Raw genomic sequence first — 21,181 nt, 5'->3', positions numbered from 1 at the left:
AGGATATCTGTCTATTTCAATGAGAAGGTTAATGTGCCATAGCCAAGTTGGTCATAGCCTCCGCTGTTAGGCCCATAATTTCCTCCGCCGCCCTCCGGCCGTACTTTTTGCGCAAATCGCGCACAATTTGGAGCGGCCAACCCTTTGCGGTTTACATAGTGGTTATACACCAATTCCCAAACGGGACGGGTATTGCCCCGGCTGCCGCTACTGATAACGTTTTGTACAACGCCCACGCAATTGGCATAAGGTTTAAAAGAAACCGAGTCGCCGAGATTATAGGCCGCCACATATTCTGCCCCTTTCAAAAAGCGATTATTATCATAACCATACATATCGTCTCCCTGGTTCCAGGCCATTTCGCAAAATGTTCCCATCAAACCAATGCCGAGCGTAGTGTGCCCCTGATCGCGGCCACTCTCCTGCCACTGCCCCAGGCCGTCGGGATGAATAAAATAAACAGCATTGGAGATGGCGCCATTTCCTGCGCCATATTTAAAATAGTTGATCGCTTCATTATATAGATCGCGGTCGTCGCACAAAACGCCTATAGCGAGGATGGAGTTCATAACACATAAATCCCAGTTTGCGTAGAAATGGCTCATACACCTCTCCCTTCTTGTGAGGAAGGAGTGATTCATGGGATAGAAAACATTCCGCATCATTTGCTGGAATCTCCTAAAATCGGCAGGAGCCCAACCACTATAACTTCTCATTATTTCCGCCGCATTGGCAAACTGATAGCCATATAATCCTGCTGCCAGGTTTGCATCATTGTTGCCGTTGATGCGTTTCAACCTGGCCGACCACGCGTTCATGATTTGTATGGACTTCTCCGCATATAACTTATCGCCTGAAACCTTCCATCTCAAAGCCGTTGCATAAGCCGCCGCAATATCGTTATATAATTGCCCGTAGTTTTCACGATGAACACCATCACTACCCCGATAAACGGTATCTGCCGGGTTGGGCTGCCAGCCAAGCCCGCTGTGTGAGTTGGAGGTCAGGCGGTTCCAACCGGAAACCCATGGCTCTGCTCCCGCCTCCACCTTGCTTTTCATGCGGTCGAAATCAGCTTGTTTATGCAATAATCCCGGATGCACAAATACCGTATCATGATTGTTTAATGGCTGCTTTCCCGTGGCGTCAGCCATTTCCTTTCTACAGGATGTTACGATAAAAAATAAAAGTACTCCCCCAATGGTACTCATTCTCATTAGTTTCATAGGTTTTTCAATTAGATAAATGTTAAAATGACAATATTTAACGTATACGGTAAACTGTTAAGGCAGGTTGCCTGGAAATAAGTATTCTAATACTTGTAACGGAAAAAATCGATGTCCACAAAGCCACATTCCTGCGCTGTATTAAAATTAAAGATGCCAATCCTGTCGCCACGATAGCTTCCCCAGGTCAGTTGGTTTTTCGCTCCGAATGGTAAAAACAATTTACCATCCACACTATAAAAAAATCTGTTAATCCCCTGGAAATCCCATACTGACCGCAGCCACACCATATTATCTTTCACTGCTGGCCCGATACTATCCTTATTTTCACTCGTATAGGTTAAATACCGGGAGCTATCAAACTGCTTTATCCCAATACAGGAGGTACCTGCCGTTGAAAAATGGGTCAGCCCTGCATGCCCGCCATTGCACATGCCCCGGATGTCCAGCTTAATAGTCACTTCACATGAGGCGGTGCGGAAGCTTCTTTGGGTGATCATATTACCTGCTTTCAACAGGATATTGCCGCCTGTTTGATTTACCGGCATAAAAGCATGTAATCGCAGGCAGCCTTTATGTTCGGTCAACGACCATTTATCAGCTCTTGGCTGATAGTTCCACTCCCATTGCGGCTGTAAAACCTGTACATTAAAATCATCATTAGCAGATTTGCCTTTTTCAATATTTGGAATATTAATGGGCTTAGGAGCTTTCCAAACCATTGAGCCAATACTATCTTTTCCCGGTTCTCCGATAACCGGCCAGCCATCCAGCCACGTAACCGGCAGCAGGCTGGCAGCCCTACCTTCCCAATCGCCGGTGCCATGATGCGTAAAAAAATACCACCTCCCGCTGGTCAACTGTATAAGTCCCCCCTGGTTAGGTTCTTTATCCAGCGCCTTGTTTACGTGATTCAATTGCCTCGTTTCCCAAGGCCCCAGGATATTTTTTGAACGTTTCATCATCAACACACGTCCCTCAGCCTTCACCTCACTGAACAAATGATAGTAAAACCCGTTTATTTTGAACAACTTATTTGCCTCACTACCCGGCGATTGATGAATAATACTATCCGACTCCATCAATAAGCTTTTACCATCGGGGGGCATTTTAAAGAGATGTATATTATACTTCCTGTTATTCTTTGGATCATTTTCAAAGTTGGTAGCCATAAAATACAGCTGTCCATCATCGTCACAGAAAGGGCAACAGTCATCCCAACCGGATACCTTCCACACCTGATGCAGCGGTGTCCATGGGCCGGCTGCATTTTCTGCAGTACTCATAAAAAATCCATCATCAGGCGTACCAAAATACACCCAGAATTTTCCTTTGTAATAACGGATAGCACCTGCCCAGATACCTTTTCCGTAACTGTCCATTTTGTTCCAGTTCAGATCAGGACTAATTTGTGTCAGGTCGCTAACCACATGGCTGATTATTTTCCAGTTGACAAGATCCCTCGAATGCAAAACGGCCATACCTGGTGAATACTGCATGGTGGAGGATATGGCATAGAAATCATCTCCTACCCGTATGGCATCCAGGTCACTAAAATCAGCTGGTATGACAGGGTTTATATAAGTTCCGTTCCCCTGGTCTCCCCATTTGCCGGTTTGCTGGCCCAATACAGTAAAAGGCAGTAATGTAAAAAACAGCAGTGTTATAAATATTCTGATCTTCATCATTATTTTTTCCACTTAGTTGATATTCCATTCCCAGACACCTTTTACCCCTTCTGTAATCCTGACACGGAGATAGCGTGCCTTGAGCTTAAATATATCGGTGTGGGGAGACTGTATCCTTGCGTCATGATGGCCGCCACAGGTAGTCCAGTGTTTCCCGTCAACAGATGATTCCAGCATATATGAATGCCCGGCTGTAGGGCGAACGAAGTAAATGTCGCTACGTTTTATCTGATCAACTTTTCCCAAATCTGCTACTAACCAACAGGTGGTATCGTTCTGTGCTGCCATCCACCGGGAGCCATTTGCGCCATCAAAAGCAAACGAGGGCGCAAAATACTCGACCCGCTGAAATGAGGAATCTTTTGCCGGGTTGATTTTTAATTCGGTACGGATACTGGACGCAAAAGCATACTTAATTTTCCTGGGAGCGTCGGACTTTATTTTACGAAGCGCCCCAACCCCCTCCATAGTGAGATCAACAGGCTGGATAGCGCCATCACTTGTGAAGTATAACTTATTGACATACGTTTGTCTGTTGGTACTGCCCCTCCCATATTCCAGATAAACAAAATAATAATCATCTGTGCCCGGCACGTTAAAAACACAACCATGTCCAGGGCCGAAAATCTGGCGTTTATAATTGGTGGCCGCAATAATATCGTTTCCTTTAGGCGTATCAAAAGGGCCGAGCGGCGACAGGTTACCTGAAACGTACGCATATTGGTACTTTTCATCGCCCCCAAGCGTATAGAGAAAATAATAGATGCCTTTCCGTTTAAAAAAGATAGGTCCTTCAGAATAACCGCTATGCGGCGTTTGAATGGTAGCCACATTGGTGTCAACAGTTACCATATCTTCATGCAGCCAGGCTGCATGTCTTAATTGCCAGAATAAATAAGCTTTTTTGTCGTCGTCTATAAAAACTTCCGCGTCTATTCCAGCAGGGGCATGGGGCGATTGCGACTTCAGCAAAGTATTAGCCGAATACGGTTTTATAAACGTGTCAGGTCCTTGTGCAAGATGGAAAGGCCCTTCTGGTGAATCGGAAACAGCCGCATACATAAACCCATTAACTGTAGGGTACAGGTAATACCTCCCATTCGCAGCAATGGCTTTACTCGGCGCCCAATATAACTGCCCTGCTGCCGATGGAAAACAAATCCCCGAAAAACTCCAATGCACAAAGTCCTTTGACTTCCATACCACAGGCGGCCCGGAGGTCTTAAGCCCCGCGTCATAGCCATCGGTTGTTGCGTAACAATAAAACGTGCCATCTATCTCCTGGATACTGGCATCTGCAATCATGTCCGGGATAAGGGCCTTACCGAAAGGGTTTGACTGTGCTATAACAGCTACGGAAGACAATACCAAAAGAGTGACCCCATATAACCAGGTAAATATGACAATTTTTCTATTCAAGATGTGCGGATTTATTCGTAAAAATTTCAAGAAAACACGCCTGCCCCAAAATAGCTCCTGCTTGTTGACATCTATACCTACGCTGCTATTAATAACCAATGGAGTGCAATCTTAAAAAATTAAAATGTCATTTTAACATTTATTTTTCGAATAAAAAAACTGCCTAAAATAGAATCAGTAAAGTTCCGCCCCTTTTTACTTTTGGATGATGCCCCCATATGGGAATCTGCATGTTTCTTTGCAAAACCATATTATTCCCAAATACTTTAGGCAGGGATAACTGCCCGTAACAACATGGCTGGCAAAACTGGAATAATATAAAAGCCAGGAGTGCTACTCCTGACCGGTAACCGATATCTCTATAATCTGATAATATTCAGCAAGAAGACATCATTCTCACGGATCTCCAGTTCTCTTGTAAAGCTGCCGGCTTTTACAGTAACAATTTCCCTGGCAACGGGCGATCCATCGTTTTGTTTCTTTATTTGTTCAACTTCCTGCCTGTTGAGCTGTGCAGGCCTTCCCATGGAGAGATAGGTAGAATAGGCATCGTTGACATGGTATCCAACTTTATAAATTTCAAGTGCGTAGGTGCCATCCGGAACATTTGCAATATTAATCTTCAATTTTCCTTTGGATTTTGAAGGAAGATCACGAATGTAGTATTGCTGATTGTGTACGGAGTCCCCGGGATGAGTATTGGTAAAATCCCACGCCAGCACCTGCATATTTCCGGCGGCATCCTTACACCCCCATGAAGCAACATCGTTATTTACCAATTCAATGTTTCCCAGCTTGTTCAAAAATTGATAAGCATAGAATACCGGTTTGTTGATACCCTGCGTGCTCAACATGCCAAATCCTCCGTGGAAAGGCGTAAAGCGGGGTCCGGGCTCTTCGAAGATGTCCGTAAACACCCAATACGACATGGAATTGGCAGCGTTGCCCACCTGTTTTAACTTTTGCAGCACAAACGCCGCTTCGTGGTAGCTGTCGTGGATAGGATCTGCCGGGGTGTAGGAAGCGCTCCATTCAGTATAATGAAGTTCCAACTGAGGCATAGCGGAGCCGGCAATTTCTTTCCGCGATTGAAGCACATCACCACTGATGCTCATGGGATTTTTATCGAGCACCGTCCCTGAGTGGCCAAATTCGTCGAGGTATCCCTGCTTTACCCCATATGCGTGGGTGCTTATAAAATCAATAGGCACATTATTTTTATTGCAGTAGGCAATCATTTCCGGTTCCCAGGCTGCTCCCGCCGTTCCCGGCCCTCCTACGCGATAAGATGGATTAACACTTTTGATTGCCTTTGCGCTGTAGGTATATAATTTAAAATAGTCGCTCTGGCTCCCCGCCCAAAATCCATCCAGGTTAGGCTCGTTCCAAACCTCAAAGTACCAGGTCTTTACTTCATCGGCGCCATAACGCTCCGTAAAATGCCGGGTAAGATCCTTCACCAGCGCTGCCCATTTTTCGTAATCCTTCGGCGGAGTGACGTTGCCCCGCCACCAGAAAATTGTTTTACCACCGCTGGCCAGCGCGGAAGGCATAAAACCAAGTTCAACAAATGGTTTCATACCAATACTTTGTAAAAAATCAAACAACACGTCAATGTACATGTAGTTATACACCGGATTCCCTTTATTATCTTCTGTATATACTGCCATATCATCTGTTAAAAGGCCATGCATACGGATGTACCGGAAACCACATTCTTTTCTTACATAAGCCAGCTGCTGCTGCCAGTCTGCCCGAAGCCCTTCATTCGCCCGGCCTGCCCCCACACATGCGTTAAATTGGGTATTGAGCTTACCGGCTGTTTTATTGAAGTCAATATTAATGATCCGCTCAGACGCCGCTGGTTGCTTATCTTTTCCTCTTTGTGCCACCAATGTTTCTGCAACGGCAAAAAGCAGGAACATCAAAACAATCACTTTTTTCATCTTTTAATATATTTACCTTTCTTACTATCGTTTAAAAATGTGTTGGGAAAACAGGTACAGGTTATTATCCCATTCCGTATTGTCGTGACCGTTAGCGTCTACATTCCAGATGTGCGGAATACGTGCCTCCTCAAGATACTGGTGCGCCTTTTCGCTAATCCGGAAAAGACCGTCTTGGGTTCCACATCCCAGCCATAGCAGTTTCAATTTCTCCCGGGTAGTATTGATATCCGGGACAAACTGAACATCTGTGTACATACCACCAAACTGATTGGTGTTAGGCGCGGAAGAAAATCCGCCTATATAGGCAAATGTTTCCAGGTGATGTAAGCCTATGTTTAGGGATTGCCCACCCCCCATCGATAAACCCGCTAATGCACGATGTTTGGCGTCGGAGATGGTGGAATAATGTGTATCGATGTAAGGAATAATATCTTTCAACAGATCCTCTTCAAATGGTTTGCCGTAGCCTTCAAAACCATCTGCTCTACCCGAGCGACTGGCACGGGCTGTATCTGTTACTGTCAGCCTGGTATCGCAGTTGGGAAAAACCATTATTACAGGTTGTATTTTACCTGCTGCCACCAGGTTGTCTATAATGTTATCCGCCTGGCACCATTCCGTCCATTGACGATAGTCTTCTCCCAAACCATGCAACAGGTATAGCACAGGATACTTCCTGCCGGCCGAATATCCCGGAGGCGTATACACATTCATTTCCCGGAGTTTTCCCAGTGTTGTTGAATGATATTGAACAGCTGTCAATTTTCCATGGGGCACATTATTATGTTGCACATTAAATCCGGCCGGCGGATTGGGGAAAGTAGATACGGTGTCTGGGTTTTGCTCGCTCCAAACCAGCACTCCTGCGGGTTTCAGCACTTTCTCTCCAATCAGTATACTGGCCTGACCAGGTACTTTCATTTCATAATTATCAGAAGAATAGTTTACCGCCACGTAAAAACCATCCCGCCAATAAACGTATACACCCGGCGGAAAATGCTCCGTAGTGGCACCTGCCTCGTTATATATCTCCTGTAATATATCCGATTCCAGTTTCGAATCATCTGTATCCACCCCGATGTATGTAACATTGCCTTTGCCTATCTTATGCTTTACTACTGCCGCCTTTCCACGATAGAACTGGTTGTCATATATGGCAAGTGGTGTTGTATTTTTGTCCGGTGCCAGTAGGTCGGCCCAATTATTCCAGCTGTAGTATGTTGATTTCATCAGGATATCCCCTTTAGCGCTGTTTGAAAGCATATCAGTTGCTTTGACCCGGGCCCCTATCAGTCCGGACATAGGTTCCGCCCATCCTGTTTCCCAAAAGTGCCCCATACGATCTTTGGTGCCTGTACGGCAGGTAATGATCAGATGACCGCCTTTTGCCGCATAGTCCTGCCACTTCTTTATCAAAACGCTATCTACCATTTCGTATGCAGGTACAACAACAAACTTATATTTCGACAGATCAGCGGTTTCCGGGATCACATCTACCGGCGCACCAAATGATTTGGCGATTTCCAGGAATTTAACCGGGTAGTTCCAGGTATCCCATTGCCAGGTTTGCTTTTGCCGGTCAATTGTCCAGTAATTTTCGAGGTTCCAAACAATGGCTGTTGAGCGGGCCGCCAGCTTTTCCGGCATGGCGGTACCCGGTTTGTATTGTTTTCTCAGGATTTTTATTTCCTTCATGAATTGCATATACTCTTCCCCACCAGCTGAAGGAGTTACACCGTCCGTTTCTATCACACCGGCATGATACTGTTCAGCACTGTAGTTAACCTGGCGAAACCGGTAAGAGCTGGCCAATTGTCCTCCAGCCGCAAAGGTGTGATAAAGCCACATACGTACGGTGCCTGGCAGTAGTAGCGGATTATAACTGCCCCAGTTGACGGGGCCTGGCTGAATTTCCATCACACCGGAGATCCCGCCGACTGACTTATAATATTCCGCTGCGAAGAGGATTACCTTACTATTTCCTAAACGAAAGCCCAGGTCACCGATATTATTTGTGCCTCCATTTGGATAAGCCGTGTAGGTTGCAAAATCGAGTTTGTTTGTCCGCCGGGGATCAGCCCCTGTGGAAACCGCGGTGTAATTGGTGGTGATATATTGATCCTTTGAGATATTTTCCCGTAATATGCCCGCCTGAAAATCAAGAAATGCGCCTTGCGCATCTGCGCAATACCGTTTAAAATCCAGCAAGGCATGGGGATTATTTCCCCACCAGCCAACCAGGTTCGTATTTGGAATGATCACCTGGTCGAAACTATTGTACCATTGGCTCCAGAAGGCGGTTCCCCAGGCGATGTTCAAGGCTTCGACAGTTGTATACTTAAGCTGCAGCCACTGCCTGAATGCATCTTGTGAAGAAGGGCTATAGTCAGGTTTCGCATCCGGCTCATTATCCAGTTGCCAGCCCACTACATTTTTATTGGCGCCGTAACGTTTGCCTATCTCCGTTACGATATTCTTTACAAACTTCCGGTAAACGGGGTTAACGATTGATCCTAACCCGCGTGTACCCTGCTCTCCGCGGATATAATGACCATCCATCACGAAAGTTTCCGGGTAATTAGTCCTCATCCACGCCGGCGTGGTAGCGGAAGGAGTACACATCAGTACTTTGAGGTTATATTTTGCGCACAGGCTTACCACCTTATCAAGCCACTCAAAGTCGAATTTTCCCTCCGTGGGTTCCATCCTAAACCAGGCAAACTCGGCAAGGTGTACAAACTCAAAGCCCATATCAGCGATCTTTTTTATATCCCGCTCCCATTGGTTTTCATTCCAATGCTCGGGATAATAATAGATGCCGGTAGTAACGAGGTTCTCTGCAGGAAAAAATTGGTCGGCTTGCTGTGCTCCTGCTTTCCATCCAGATATTAAAATTGTTATAAGGACAAGTATAATATGCTTATTCATTTGCATTGTTATCTTCATTATTTCATTTAACCATAATATTCACGGATGATGAAATATTACGTGACGAGTTGCCCATATGTAATATAAAATCGCCTGCTTCTACATTCCAGGATTTTCTTGCCTCATCATAAAATGCCAGGTCTGCCACTTTTACTAAAAGTTCAACCGTTTTTGTTTCGCCAGGCCGGAGAAAAACCTTCTCAAAAGCTTTTAATTCTTTGTCCGGGCGCAGCACCGCACATTGGGGATCGCTGACATATAACTGCACCACCTCTGCTCCTTCCCTGGAGCCAGTATTCGTTACCGTACATTTTGCATGGATGGTTTCATCCTTTGCATAACTGGCTTTATCTGCAGAAAAATTATCAATAGAAAACCCGGTATAAGAAAGACCATATCCAAATGGAAACTGGGGCATGATTTTCTTTGTATCAAACCAGCGATAGCCTACCAAAATATCTTCTTCATAGTTTACACTAAGGCCTCTGCCGGGAAAATTACCCAGGGCATGCGCCGGCGACTGGTCCAGTGATACTGGCAAGGTAAACGGTAGTTTACCGGAGGGATTCACTTTACCGCTTAATAGATCTGCCACGGCATTACCTGCTTCCATTCCGCCAAACCATGACCATAATATTGCAGGTACCCGGTGAACAATGCCGGATAATTTTACTGGTGATCCGGCTATAATCACCACCACGGTGTTAGGATTAGCCTTCGCTACTTCACGGATCAATACATCCTGTCCATAAGGTAAATCCATATGCTGTTTATCGGAAGACTCTGTATCGAAGTCATGATTCAATCCCCCAAAAACAACTACGACGTCTGACTCTTTTGCCGCCTTAACTGCTTCGTCAATTAATTTCCAATCGATCTTATCGGCGTTTGTCTGACCCGTATTGCTGCCTTCTCTGAAAGAAGACTGCTTCTCATACCCCTGGGCAAAATTAATTTTCACATCTGCTCCAAACTTTTTCCGGATAGCCTCCAGTGGTGTAACTTCGTACAGCGCTTTTATTTCAGAGCTAAGTCCTCCATTACAATGTCTGCGGGTAGCATTATCGCCAATAACGGCCACTGATTTTATCTTTTTGAAATCAAGCGGAAGTATGTTTCCACTATTCTGTAATAACACCGCTGCTTCGATGGCGTCGTTATAGGCGGCCTGCTGATGTTCCGGCGTATTCATTTTGCCCTTTTCACGCTTTCCTTCGTCAAACATCTTTGTCGCCATCATCACCCGTAATACATTCGCTACTTTTTCATCAACAACCGCAACGGGCACTTTTCCTTCCTTTACTGCCCGGATTAACGGATCGGCAAAATACCATTCGTTATAATCCTTCTTATCTGTTCCCATTTCCAGATCAAGGCCGGCCAATGCAGCTTTTACAGTTGTATGCGCAGCCGCCCAGTCGGTCATCAATACGCCTTTAAAACCAAATTCTTTACGGAGAATTTCCCTGTCCAGGTATTCATTTTCGGAGCACCAGTCGCCCCTGAATTTATTGTATGCTGCCATTACCGTGTAAGCACCGCCTTCCATAACCGAGGCCTTAAATCCTGGCAGGTAAATTTCGCGCAGTGCCCGCTCACTCATGTGTACATCAACAGAATCCCGATGGGTTTCCTGGTTATTAGCCAGCCAATGTTTTACGCTTACGGCTACATCTTTCGACTGTAGCGCTTTAATATAAGCCACTGCCATTTTTGAAATGAGGAACGGATCTTCGCTCATGTACTCGAAATTTCGTCCGCAGAGCGGCGAACGGATTATATTGACACCTGGTCCGAGTAAAACATCTTTTTTCCGGAAACGGGCTTCTTCTCCCAATACTATTCCCCGCTCATAAGCCAGCTTCGGATTCCAGGTAGCTGCCAATGCCGTCCCTGGCGGAAAGCAGGTGGCTGAGTCGTTAGTCCATCCGGCATAGGCCCAGTCGTGCCGGTTTATTTCTGCACGCACCCCATGTGGGCCATCGCTGGTTGCCAACTCCGGGATACCCAATCTTTTAATACCCGACACATAAAATTTTGAATTGGCATGTAGCAGGCTAACTTTTTCATCCAGGGTCATCCGCCCGATCAGGGACCGGATCTTGTCCTCCCGCTTACTATCATTTGTGGTCAATTGCGCACTGGCTATCCCTCCTATCAACAGGCCTGTAACGCCAAGCACCAATTGCCTTACTATTCTTTTCATTTCCATCTATTTTCTATTTCAATACGTTCCTTTGTTATGGCATTGGTTTCATTACTGCCACAAATCCACCACGGCGAAGCACGGGAACGTTTACTGTGCTGGATCTGTCTACCACCAAATACCTGGTGGTAAACGCTTTATCGTGTTTTCCGTCACTAATTAATGTCAGCTTATATTTAGTTCCTTCCGGCAGGAAACTGAAATTGATCTTTTCTTTTTTTTCCAGCAGTTCTGCGTTAATGCCGCCGATAAACCAGGTATCATTCTTACGGCGCGCCAGCATCACATCTTTACCGGGATAACCGGCCAGTAACCTGGTATCATCCCATGCGGCAGGTACTTCCCGTATGAATGCTTTAGCGTCATCGGGCAACTCACGATAGCCTTCCGGCCGGTCTGCCATATGCTGGATACCGGATTCAAACACGATACTCAGGGCCAGCTCATGCCCATACGAGGTGGTATGTGGGAATTGGGAGTTGGTAAAGGTAACTGGTGTATAGTCCATTGGACCCACCACGTTGCGGGTGAAAGGCAAAATGGCGTTGTGTACCGGCATAGCCAGCGTAGCGTTGGGGTCATAATTGTACCACTCCGCTCCTCGTACCGCTTCCTGTGTCATCAGGTTAGGATAGGTTCTTGTCCAGCCCCTTGGCACCAGGCAACCGTGTAAATAAACCATTATTTCAAATGCAGCGGCATCTTTCAGGATATCGAGATAATATTGAATCATCTCCTGTTTCTCACTCTCAAAAAAATCTACTTTTATACCTGCAATACCTAATTTTTTCAATTTTGTAAATTCTTCTACCCGCTTTTCATGCGTCAATAGCCTGTCGCGCGGTGTTGCACCAACATCGGTATGGGGGCCACCTGAATTGTACCACATTAGTGGCTTCACTCCCTTTGAATGAATATATTGAAGTGCATCTTCCAGGTTTCCGCCATTGCCCATGGCATCCCACTCCCAGTCGAGCAAGGTATAGGGCCAGTTCATTTCTGCCGCCAGGTCGGCAAACTCACACACCACTTTATAATCCATGGTGCCGTGATTATGGGACCAGTAATTCCAGGAAGCAATCCCCGGTTTAATCCAATCCGTCTGCTTTACCACCGATGGAGTGGCCACATCATCCGTTAATGTAGATGCCACCACATCTGCCAGCGTACCGGCAATAATCACGCGCCAGGGAGATTGCCAGGGCAGCGTGATGGTCGGCTGCGATGCCCCCTGCCCTTTTCCGTCCCGCTGATCCGGAAATGTTAATTTGTAGATGGATGCATCATTTGTGTTACTGAGTTTAGTACCACAATAGGCTCCTGTTACATCGGCTTCATGTAACAGGAACCAGCAGGAATTATCTTTTAATTTAAAAAGCGCCGGGTAGCACCATTGCTGTTTTTGAATGCTGCTATCACTCATGGAAGTATAAAATTCTTCATTGGGTGCATTCCATTTTTCCATCCACCGGCTTGTTTCTCCAGGAATCGTGTAAGCAGTTAGTTCATCCTTTATCACAAACGTACCCTGTTTATCCGGGAACTCATAACGGAAAGCAATACCGTTGTTATAAGCCCTGATCACAACATTCATTTTTGCTTTGGATGGGTTTTCAAAAGAAACGATGACTTCATTTCCTTCATTGGTACAAGCCGATCTTTTGCCATGCAATGCAGTATACTGCTCATGGATCAGCCGGGGTTTACCTGCTTTAAGCAACTTCAGTTCCTTTGAAAATTCCTGATCGCTGCGCACCAGTCCAATATCAATACGTGGAATCACTTCCACTATCTTTCCCTGGCTATTACGGGATGCTTTGATATACCATCCTCCCACACCATTATCTTGTGTAGAAAATAAAGAAACACTTATCCGTTGATCCGGCGATTGCACCGTTGCTTTTTGGGCAAACGATGTCAACGCGTAAAAAGAAAAAAAGAAAACAACGCCAATCGCAAATTTCATATTTACCTTGTTTGTATTTAATTGTTAGTTACCGCCCGCCCTGAGTGCATTCATAGTGCGTTGATCCAGCACGGTGTTATTACGCCTGTCCAAAGCGCCACCAGTATCCCAATAGAAGGGTTTCGCACCACTGGCAATTGCCCGTTTTGTAACGTAGGTCAGCCAGTAATCCACCGCATCATTGTGAGTAGCCAGATCTTTAGGAACATACCTGCTGTTACCGCGCCTATAGGTGCCGTATTCGCCCAATATCACGGGGATCTGCTTATCGGCAAATTTCGTTTTTACCAGGTTGAAGGATTTATCCACCTCGCTTTCTTCCCCCCAGGTGGCATTCCGCTCAGGCTCAATAGTAGAATGATGGCCGGCGCCCCAGTAATAAAACATTTTACCCCAGGAAGCATCGCCATCCATCAGTATACAAAACTGGGCGGGAGAGTAATAGTGTACCTCTACCATCATACGGTCTTTCACCGCATCGGTAGGAAGGGTATTCATCCAGTCATTGCTTTTTTCAATATTCGTTGACGGCCCCTGTACCACCAGCACCCGGTAACTGTTACGTCCGCCGGTAGACCGGACTGCGCTAACGAAGGTTTGATGATAGCCGGCCAGCACGTCCATCTGCTCCTGACTTTCCACTGCAGGTTCGTTAGCGCTGGCAAACATCAGGTGTTCATCAAAATCACGCATTTTGGTGGCTATTTGTTCCCAGAATGCTTTTTGTTTCGCATTGACAGAATCCTGTTTGGCCTTGGTAATATTGTTCTCCAGCCAGCCTCCATCCCAATGGATATTGAGCAGTACATACATATCGTTATTCACACAATACTGTACCACCTGTTTTACGCGGTTGAGCCATTCATCCTGGATCTTTGCTGTAGTTTTATCAGCATAATGATCCCATGAGCAAGGCAGGCGGATGGCATTAAATCCCTGTTGTTTTACAGCCTGGATATAACTCTCCGTAATCAAAGGGTTTCCCCAGGCGGTTTCTCCGCCTATGGCTTCTAACGTATTTCCAATATTCCAGCCCAGTTTAAATTTTGCCGCCAATTGTACGGCATTGCTTCCCATACCACTGGCATCGGCCGGCGCCGGTGATGTATTATAGCCCGGGTATAAGCTGCCGGACTGTTTTATATTAACCCTGCGCACCTGGCTGGTTCCGGCGCTGATCACCAATACGGCCGACCGGTTTGCACCGGTAGTATTGGGTGTAGTAGTGACCATCACAGCTGCCTGGCCACTATTGCCGGTTGCCTGGCTTACCTGTATCCAGCCGGAAGCGGGATTACTGATATTCCAGTCTACGTTACTGATAATAGATATGTCAGTGGCGCCTCCATCAGGCTGGAAAACTATTTCCGATGAAGAAACTGACAGCTCTGGCGTAATAGGACTCTTTTTGCTACAACACGTAGCTGTAACGGTAAAAAAGAGCAGGCTCACTATCGCATACCTTCTGCTGATTTTCATATTCATATAATTGGTTAAAATTTTCTAATGCTATTTAATTTTCACTACCCTGATATTATCAATAGCCGCCTGTAAACCGGAGGCTGACGGGGAACCGGAAAAGTTCTTGGTCTGGATATTTACAGCACCAGTGGCATTGGCGCCCAATAAAGTGGTCAGGCTTGCAGCAGCTGTACCTTTACCATCATTGGTCCTGAACAGGGATAAAGGAATCGTTACCGTACGCCAGCCTTTTGTAGTAAAAGGAGCAACAGTACCGTCAGTACCTTGCCATGGCTCATACCGGGCCAGGTAGTCAAATGAAAAACCTTTTATCACATAAATCGAAGTACCGGACCAGGCGGTACGAACATTGATCTCAAACTTAATGGCATAATCATCCACAGCAACGCCTAAACTATCGGTAGGTACCCACTTTACATCATTGGTATTGATACTGCGCCCAGAACCCCACCAGGTACCATCTCCCGCCGGCAATACATCGTTTTTCAATACGGCATAGTAGCCCCTGTTTCCCGGATACGCGATGCTGCTGTTATCGGTACTGGTACCCCAGCTAAAAGTATTGACGTTATCAAAATTGCAGAGCACCCCCGTTTTATCGTCATTCACATTAAACGGCGTAGTAGCCGTGCCGGATTTAGTGGCAACCACTACTGGTCCGCCCTGGCTAAGCGCCGGCAATATAAATCCGACAGATGTACCATCGCTGGATTCGGAGAAATGAGTAATTGCAGTGCCGGCAAAGCTAAGCTGCTTTATAAAAAACAGATTGAGGCCGGAAATATACACGGAATCACCTTCGTTCGCATTTTCGTTGGAAATTGCCGTGATGGATGGCGGCGGCGCAGCAATGCTGAAAGAGAAGGTAGTGGCTCCCTGCCGGGTAATATAACGAATCGTGTTCAGGCTTTCCGCGGGTACCGATGGAAACGGTATCACCGCAGGAACCAACACCGTAGCACTGGTATCGGAAAAGAGCACACTATTGATGGAAGCCGGTACACCATTAAAGGAGATCTGTACAGCATCCTTTAAGTTATGTCCGATCAATACTACCCGCTGGCCGGTAGTGATCGTGCTAACGAGGGTATCTGCGGGAGACGCTGCGTAATTTCTAACGCTTGTTATTTCCGGCGCTCCGGCCGTTACATCCTTCTTACAAGCGGATTGCATACCCGTAAAAATCACTGCAAGTATGAAAAGCGGCCAGCTTTTATATATTATATGATGGAATGTTACTTTATTCACGGTATAATAATTTTTAGTTTTTTAATAATATGATACCGGAGGTTCCTGCAGTTTTGGATTGGCAGTCACCTCAGAAGAAGGTATAGGGAAAGTAAAGCTCTGGATAGTGGGCGGGGTAATCACTCCATATGGACTGGCAGGTGTTAAAACCCCGCCTGATATCGTAAAGGTTACCCGCGTTTCTCCCTTTAACATGTTAATAGCCTTGGCCGGGTTATAGTAAGATAATCTCACAAGGTCTGTCCAGTATTGGCCTTCTGCTGCCAGTTCAATTCTTCTTTCAAGCAATATACTATCGGCATCTATTTTCAGAGCCGGAAGCATTCCTGCCCTGTCGCGCACTTTGTTAAAATATAAAAGCGCGTCTCCGTCACTTGTGGAAGCATTGTTACCCAGTATGGCTTCCGCATACAAGAGATAAACATCTGCCAGCCTTAGTAATGCATTATGCTCTGTAGATGTTGTTTGCGTCATGGTAGGCGCATTATTATCCTTGTTGGTGCCGATAATATGTTTTTTCAATGCACACGATCCGGTAAATTTAAATCCACCACCGGCGGCGTTCAGCTCCGGGTAATAGTCGCCGTTGATCATAAAAGTAGCTTTACGCCGGATGGAATCCCTTGTAGCGTATAACTTATACATGTCTACCGTTGGCCCTATACCAAACCAGCCTGCCGACCCGTTGGCAGATATTTCTGCACTGGTTGAGTAGATCTGCAGCATATTGCCTTCCAGCCAGGAGCCACCTGGCGCCCATTGTAAGGCAAACAATGACTCAGGATTATCATTAAACTGGGTTTTAAAAAGATCGGCATAATTAGCAGACAATGCCAGCCCACTGTTCTTACATACATTTCCTGCATATTTTGCCGCGCTATCCAGGAACTGCTGATTCCTGGAACCCTGCCGGTTCAAACCCGCAGCGGTTAAATAAGTCTTCGCCAGCATGCCTTGTGCAGACCAGGTGGTCACTCTCCCTGCCACATCAGCTGCGGGAAGATGTCCGGCTGCAAATGTCAGATCATTGATTGCAAATTTGTATACGTCTTCCGTCTTTACCCGGTTAACCAGGGGAGATATAATCAGCTTGCTGTTATCTTCAATAATCGGAACAGCGCCCCATTGCACCGCCAGGTTATAATAGGCAAATCCGCGTATAAACCGGGCTTCGGCAATTGCAGCATTTTTGTTCCTGTCAGGAATGGAATCGGGTGCTTTTTGCTGAATAGCATTAATGGTAACATTACAATGCGCGATGATTTTATACATCGACTTCCAATTGGCAATCATAATCCCATTCAGGCCGGTAACAGTAAAAGTATTCAACTGCACCGCATCGCCCCAGTAGCCCACCGCCATATTTCCACTCAGCACATCGCCTACCGGTAAATAACAGTTGTAGTTCCAGTCGGCCCAGGGTGTACCCGCGTATAATGCCGCTGTTGCCAGTCTTAAATCACCGGTACTTTGATAAAAATTATCAGCACTTATTTGTGACAACGGCGGACGATCCAGGAAACTTTTGGAACATCCCGTCATCACTATTATTATGAACAGGAATGCAGTTATTTTATCCAATATTGATCTCATAACAATTGATATTAACAGATGAATATTTTATTTGGTCAGTTTAATGTTAGCACCGATGGTAAATACCCGGGGCTGTGGATAATATCCATTATCAACACCGGCACTCAGCGGATCCCATGACCCGATTTCAGGATCCATTCCCTTGTAGTTGGTAATAATGAAAGCATTCGAAACATTGACGTAAACTCTCAGGTACTTAATGCTGACCTTCGAAATCAGGCTTTCAGGGAGGGTATATCCCAAAGAAATATTCTTACATCTCAGAAAAGTTCCATCTTCCACGAACTTATCAGAGTTCCGGTTATTGTCATTGGTATTATCGTTCCTGATACCCACAATCCTCGTATCGGGATTCGCCACCTTTATATTATCAATATCCGTGGCGCTTCCATTTGGATCAATCAATGTAAGTTTTGCATAGTTCGTCAGCGCCTTCATGTATCCATAACTGGTACCCGGATACTCCCCATTTATACGCATTTGATTATATACTTTATTGCCGACGTTGGCAGCGAAAAATATATTCAGGTCAAAATTTTTATACGAAAAGGTATTATTGAAACCAAGCTGGTATTTAGGTATCGGAGAGCCCAGAAAAGTTTGATCGTGTTCATCGATCACGCCATCACCGTTAAAATCTTTGAATTTCAGATCACCATACCAGATACTTCCACCGGCAGCCCCCACAGGTAATGGCACCCCATTTTTGGTAGGTAATGCATGGGTCTTGAAATCTTCTCTCGTTGCAAATACGCCTCCATCAATTACATATCCGTAAAACTCGCCGATAGACCTGCCCACAACGGTTTTGCTATACGTCCTGTCCAGCGAAGCGCCATCCGTATTAAGCTTCAGCACTTCGTTAATATTGCGCGAAACGGTGAGGTCAGTTTTCCAGGTGAAATTTTTTCTTTTAATGTTGGTAGAACTGATTCTAAAGTCGAAGCCCTTGTTGTTAACAGTACCCACATTCACATAGGGGGCATCCAGCGCTCCTGGCGCATAACCAATAGACGTTCCGGAATACAGCGGCAAAGGAATTTGCAACACTAATCCATCTGTTTTACGATTGTAAAAATCCACGGAGAAATTGATCCTCCAGCTAAAAAGCGTACCATCCAGTCCTATATTCGCATATTTCGTTTTTTCCCATTGTACAAATGGATTACCCACATTCTGCGTCAATTGTGCAATTCCCGTCAGCCCGGTCGCTACAGTAGCCAACGTGGAGGTATAGGCGTAATCGCGGATATTCTGGTTGTTCGTTAAACCATAACCTAGCCGCAGTTTCAACTCGTTAACGGCTGTAACCTGCTTCAGGAATTCTTCATTATTCAACTTCCAGGCAAAGGCGCCTGAGTAGGTAGTTACCCAGCGGTTATTGGCCGCAAACTTTGAAGAACCATCTGCGCGGACGTTGGCGGTAAACAGGTATTTATCATCGAGGCCAAAGTTGATACGGCCAAAGTAGGATTCCTGGGCGCTTTGTCCCTTGCTGCCAGCATTGGTGGCCGTGGTGGGATCTCCGCTGCTGATGACGTGCACATTGTTGGAAGGGAAATTACTCCTGCCAGCAGAGGCACTTTCATTCGTGCTTAGTTGTGCTTCATGTCCCAGGAGCACATTTACATTGTATTTATTTTTGAACAAATGCGCATAGGTCAGAAAATTCCTGAGCGTAGTAAATGAGTTTTGTGAAGAATTATAAGAGGCGCTGTTGAGCGTATTTTTTACAAGCCCAAAGGTATAGGAAGGGTTAAACCGGTCTTCCGTAGCCATCGAAAAGCTTCCTGTTACTTCATTTCGAAGGGTCAGGTCCCTGGTAAATGCAATTTCCGCATATAAGTTGCCAAAAAGCTGGTTTCTCTTTACCTCATCTTTATTAATAAGGGCGATGGCATAAGGGTTTACGGTGCTGTTTACCCATCCATTAGGGTTATAGGCGCCACCCCAGCTACCATCCTCATTCTTCACCGCTATATCGGGTGTTTGGCTTAATGCCGTGTTAATGACACTTGAGCCGGTAGAATTTACGTTTTCCTTAATATTCACCAATTGCAGGCTAGTACCTATCTTCAGCCAATTGGTTGTTTTATTGTCAAGATTCAATCTTAATGACATCCTGCGAAAGTCGGACCCCAGGGCAATACCTTCCTGGTTGAAATAAGAACCGGACAGCAGGTATTGTGTTCTGGGATCTCCCCCGCTAATGGTAAGCGTATGATTAGACATCGGGGCATTTCTAAAAAGTTCTTTCTGCCAGTCGGTGCCATCGCCCAGGTACTTGGGATTGGCAAATTCCGGACGGGTATCAAATCCCCAGCCTAAACCGGTGTTCCTGTCATTTATAAAACTGGCATACTCCCTTAAATTCATCAGGGGCAGTCTTTTGGGTATTTGCTGGTAGCCGGTGTACATCTCGTAGGCAATGCTGGGCGGCGCCACCTGTCCCCGCCTGGTGGTTATTACCACTACGCCATTGGTAGCCTGGGAACCATAAATAGCTGTTGCAGATGCATCTTTCAATACATCGATAGATTCAATTTCAGAAGGGTTGATACCGGCCAGTGGATTCACGCCGGCGCCTAATGCCGCGGTGCCGCCAATAATAATCCCGTCAATAACGTACATAGGTGAGCTTCCTCCAAAAGAAGACAGGCCGCGGATTTGAACAGATACCGCTCCGCCGGGCTGACCTGATATTTGCTGGGCTACCAGGCCGGGAACTTTTCCCTGCAAGGCCTGGTCAAAGGTGACAGGTTGTGTTTTACGGATTTCATCCCCGGAAACAGATGATATGGCGCCGGTTACATCGGGGCGTCTTACTTTACCATAGCCAATCACCACCACATCTCCCAGTTGAGAAATATTTTCCGTCAGTGCAACTTCTATAGCTGCGCTTTTATTTATAACTACTTCCTTTTTCTGATAACCTACTATAGTAATTACCAGGGTATTTCCCGTGGAAGCATCAATGCTGAATTTTCCGGCTTCATCGGTAATAGCAAAGCGATTTGTGTTTTTTAAGGTAACAGTTGCCCCGGGGATGGCAGCGGAGGAACCTTTATTAATGACCCTTCCGGTTACCTTTATTGTTTGTGCAAAGAGAGATGTGCTGGAAAGGAATCCCAAAAGGATACCCAATAGCGGTAGTATTCGCGCGCGAATCATTTTGGTTGACTTCATTTTGAAATTTTTACATAAGTGGAAGATTATCTCCGGCAGCGGGAGAAGACATTTCATTAGGTTAGAACATTCGTAACAGGACCAGGCTATTAAAATGGGAATGCTTTCGGGCACCGAACTCACTATCCATTTATTAAATATGGCCTGGTACTTTTAAGTGGATGAGTTTGAGGTGAACGAAATAGTAAAGCATCATAACGGTAAAAGGGGAACCGGGACTTGTCCCGAAATAACCTGCCGGCGCCCCGCTAAAGCAAGTATGGACAGGCGTGTAAAGTGGTAGTAATTGT

The 21,181-nt window shown here is 45.8% G+C and carries 11 protein-coding genes; all 11 read right to left on the bottom strand.

Annotated elements, in window-relative coordinates; translation table 11 throughout:
- Positions 1 to 11 precede the first annotated feature (11 nt).
- The gene (locus tag FHW36_RS25045; protein ID WP_145673221.1) at positions 12 to 1,226 is read right to left on the bottom strand and encodes an alginate lyase family protein; all 1,215 of its coding nucleotides are present in this window, start codon (positions 1,224 to 1,226) and stop codon (positions 12 to 14) included.
- A gap of 86 nt (positions 1,227 to 1,312) precedes the next feature.
- The gene (locus FHW36_RS25040; RefSeq protein WP_222429177.1) at positions 1,313 to 2,914 is read right to left on the bottom strand and encodes a glycoside hydrolase family 43 protein; all 1,602 of its coding nucleotides are present in this window, start codon (positions 2,912 to 2,914) and stop codon (positions 1,313 to 1,315) included.
- 12 nt (positions 2,915 to 2,926) lie between these two features.
- Entirely contained in the window at positions 2,927 to 4,333 is a 1,407-nt protein-coding gene (locus FHW36_RS25035; protein WP_246121226.1) for a family 43 glycosylhydrolase, read from the bottom strand.
- A gap of 359 nt (positions 4,334 to 4,692) precedes the next feature.
- Positions 4,693 to 6,279: a GH39 family glycosyl hydrolase gene (locus tag FHW36_RS25030; RefSeq protein WP_145673220.1), complete on the bottom strand. Its 1,587-nt coding sequence runs from the start codon at positions 6,277 to 6,279 to the stop codon at positions 4,693 to 4,695.
- 24 nt (positions 6,280 to 6,303) lie between these two features.
- Entirely contained in the window at positions 6,304 to 9,210 is a 2,907-nt protein-coding gene (locus FHW36_RS25025; protein WP_186452591.1) for a beta-galactosidase, read from the bottom strand.
- Positions 9,211 to 9,232: 22 nt separating this feature from the next.
- Positions 9,233 to 11,416 carry a glycoside hydrolase family 3 C-terminal domain-containing protein gene (locus tag FHW36_RS25020; protein ID WP_145673219.1) on the bottom strand — a complete coding sequence of 728 codons (2,184 nt, stop codon included), beginning with the start codon at positions 11,414 to 11,416 and terminating at the stop codon, positions 9,233 to 9,235.
- Positions 11,417 to 11,450: 34 nt separating this feature from the next.
- Positions 11,451 to 13,382: a glycoside hydrolase family 97 protein gene (locus FHW36_RS25015; protein WP_145673217.1), complete on the bottom strand. Its 1,932-nt coding sequence runs from the start codon at positions 13,380 to 13,382 to the stop codon at positions 11,451 to 11,453.
- Between the two features lie 24 nt (positions 13,383 to 13,406).
- Entirely contained in the window at positions 13,407 to 14,867 is a 1,461-nt protein-coding gene (locus tag FHW36_RS25010; protein WP_222429175.1) for a cellulase family glycosylhydrolase, read from the bottom strand.
- Positions 14,868 to 14,891: 24 nt separating this feature from the next.
- Positions 14,892 to 16,037 (bottom strand): glycan-binding surface protein, encoded by a 1,146-nt coding sequence (locus FHW36_RS25005; RefSeq protein ID WP_145673216.1) that lies wholly within the window; start codon positions 16,035 to 16,037, stop codon positions 14,892 to 14,894.
- A gap of 96 nt (positions 16,038 to 16,133) precedes the next feature.
- Positions 16,134 to 17,705, bottom strand: coding sequence for a RagB/SusD family nutrient uptake outer membrane protein (locus FHW36_RS25000; RefSeq protein ID WP_145673215.1), 1,572 nt, complete (start codon positions 17,703 to 17,705; stop codon positions 16,134 to 16,136).
- A 27-nt stretch (positions 17,706 to 17,732) separates the two neighbouring features.
- Positions 17,733 to 20,891, bottom strand: coding sequence for a SusC/RagA family TonB-linked outer membrane protein (locus FHW36_RS24995; protein WP_222429174.1), 3,159 nt, complete (start codon positions 20,889 to 20,891; stop codon positions 17,733 to 17,735).
- Between the last annotated feature and the right edge of the window lie 290 nt (positions 20,892 to 21,181).

This window comes from Chitinophaga polysaccharea (genome assembly GCF_007829335.1).
Classification (GTDB): domain Bacteria; phylum Bacteroidota; class Bacteroidia; order Chitinophagales; family Chitinophagaceae; genus Chitinophaga; species Chitinophaga polysaccharea_B.
This window is presented reverse-complemented; position numbering and strand designations above follow the sequence as displayed.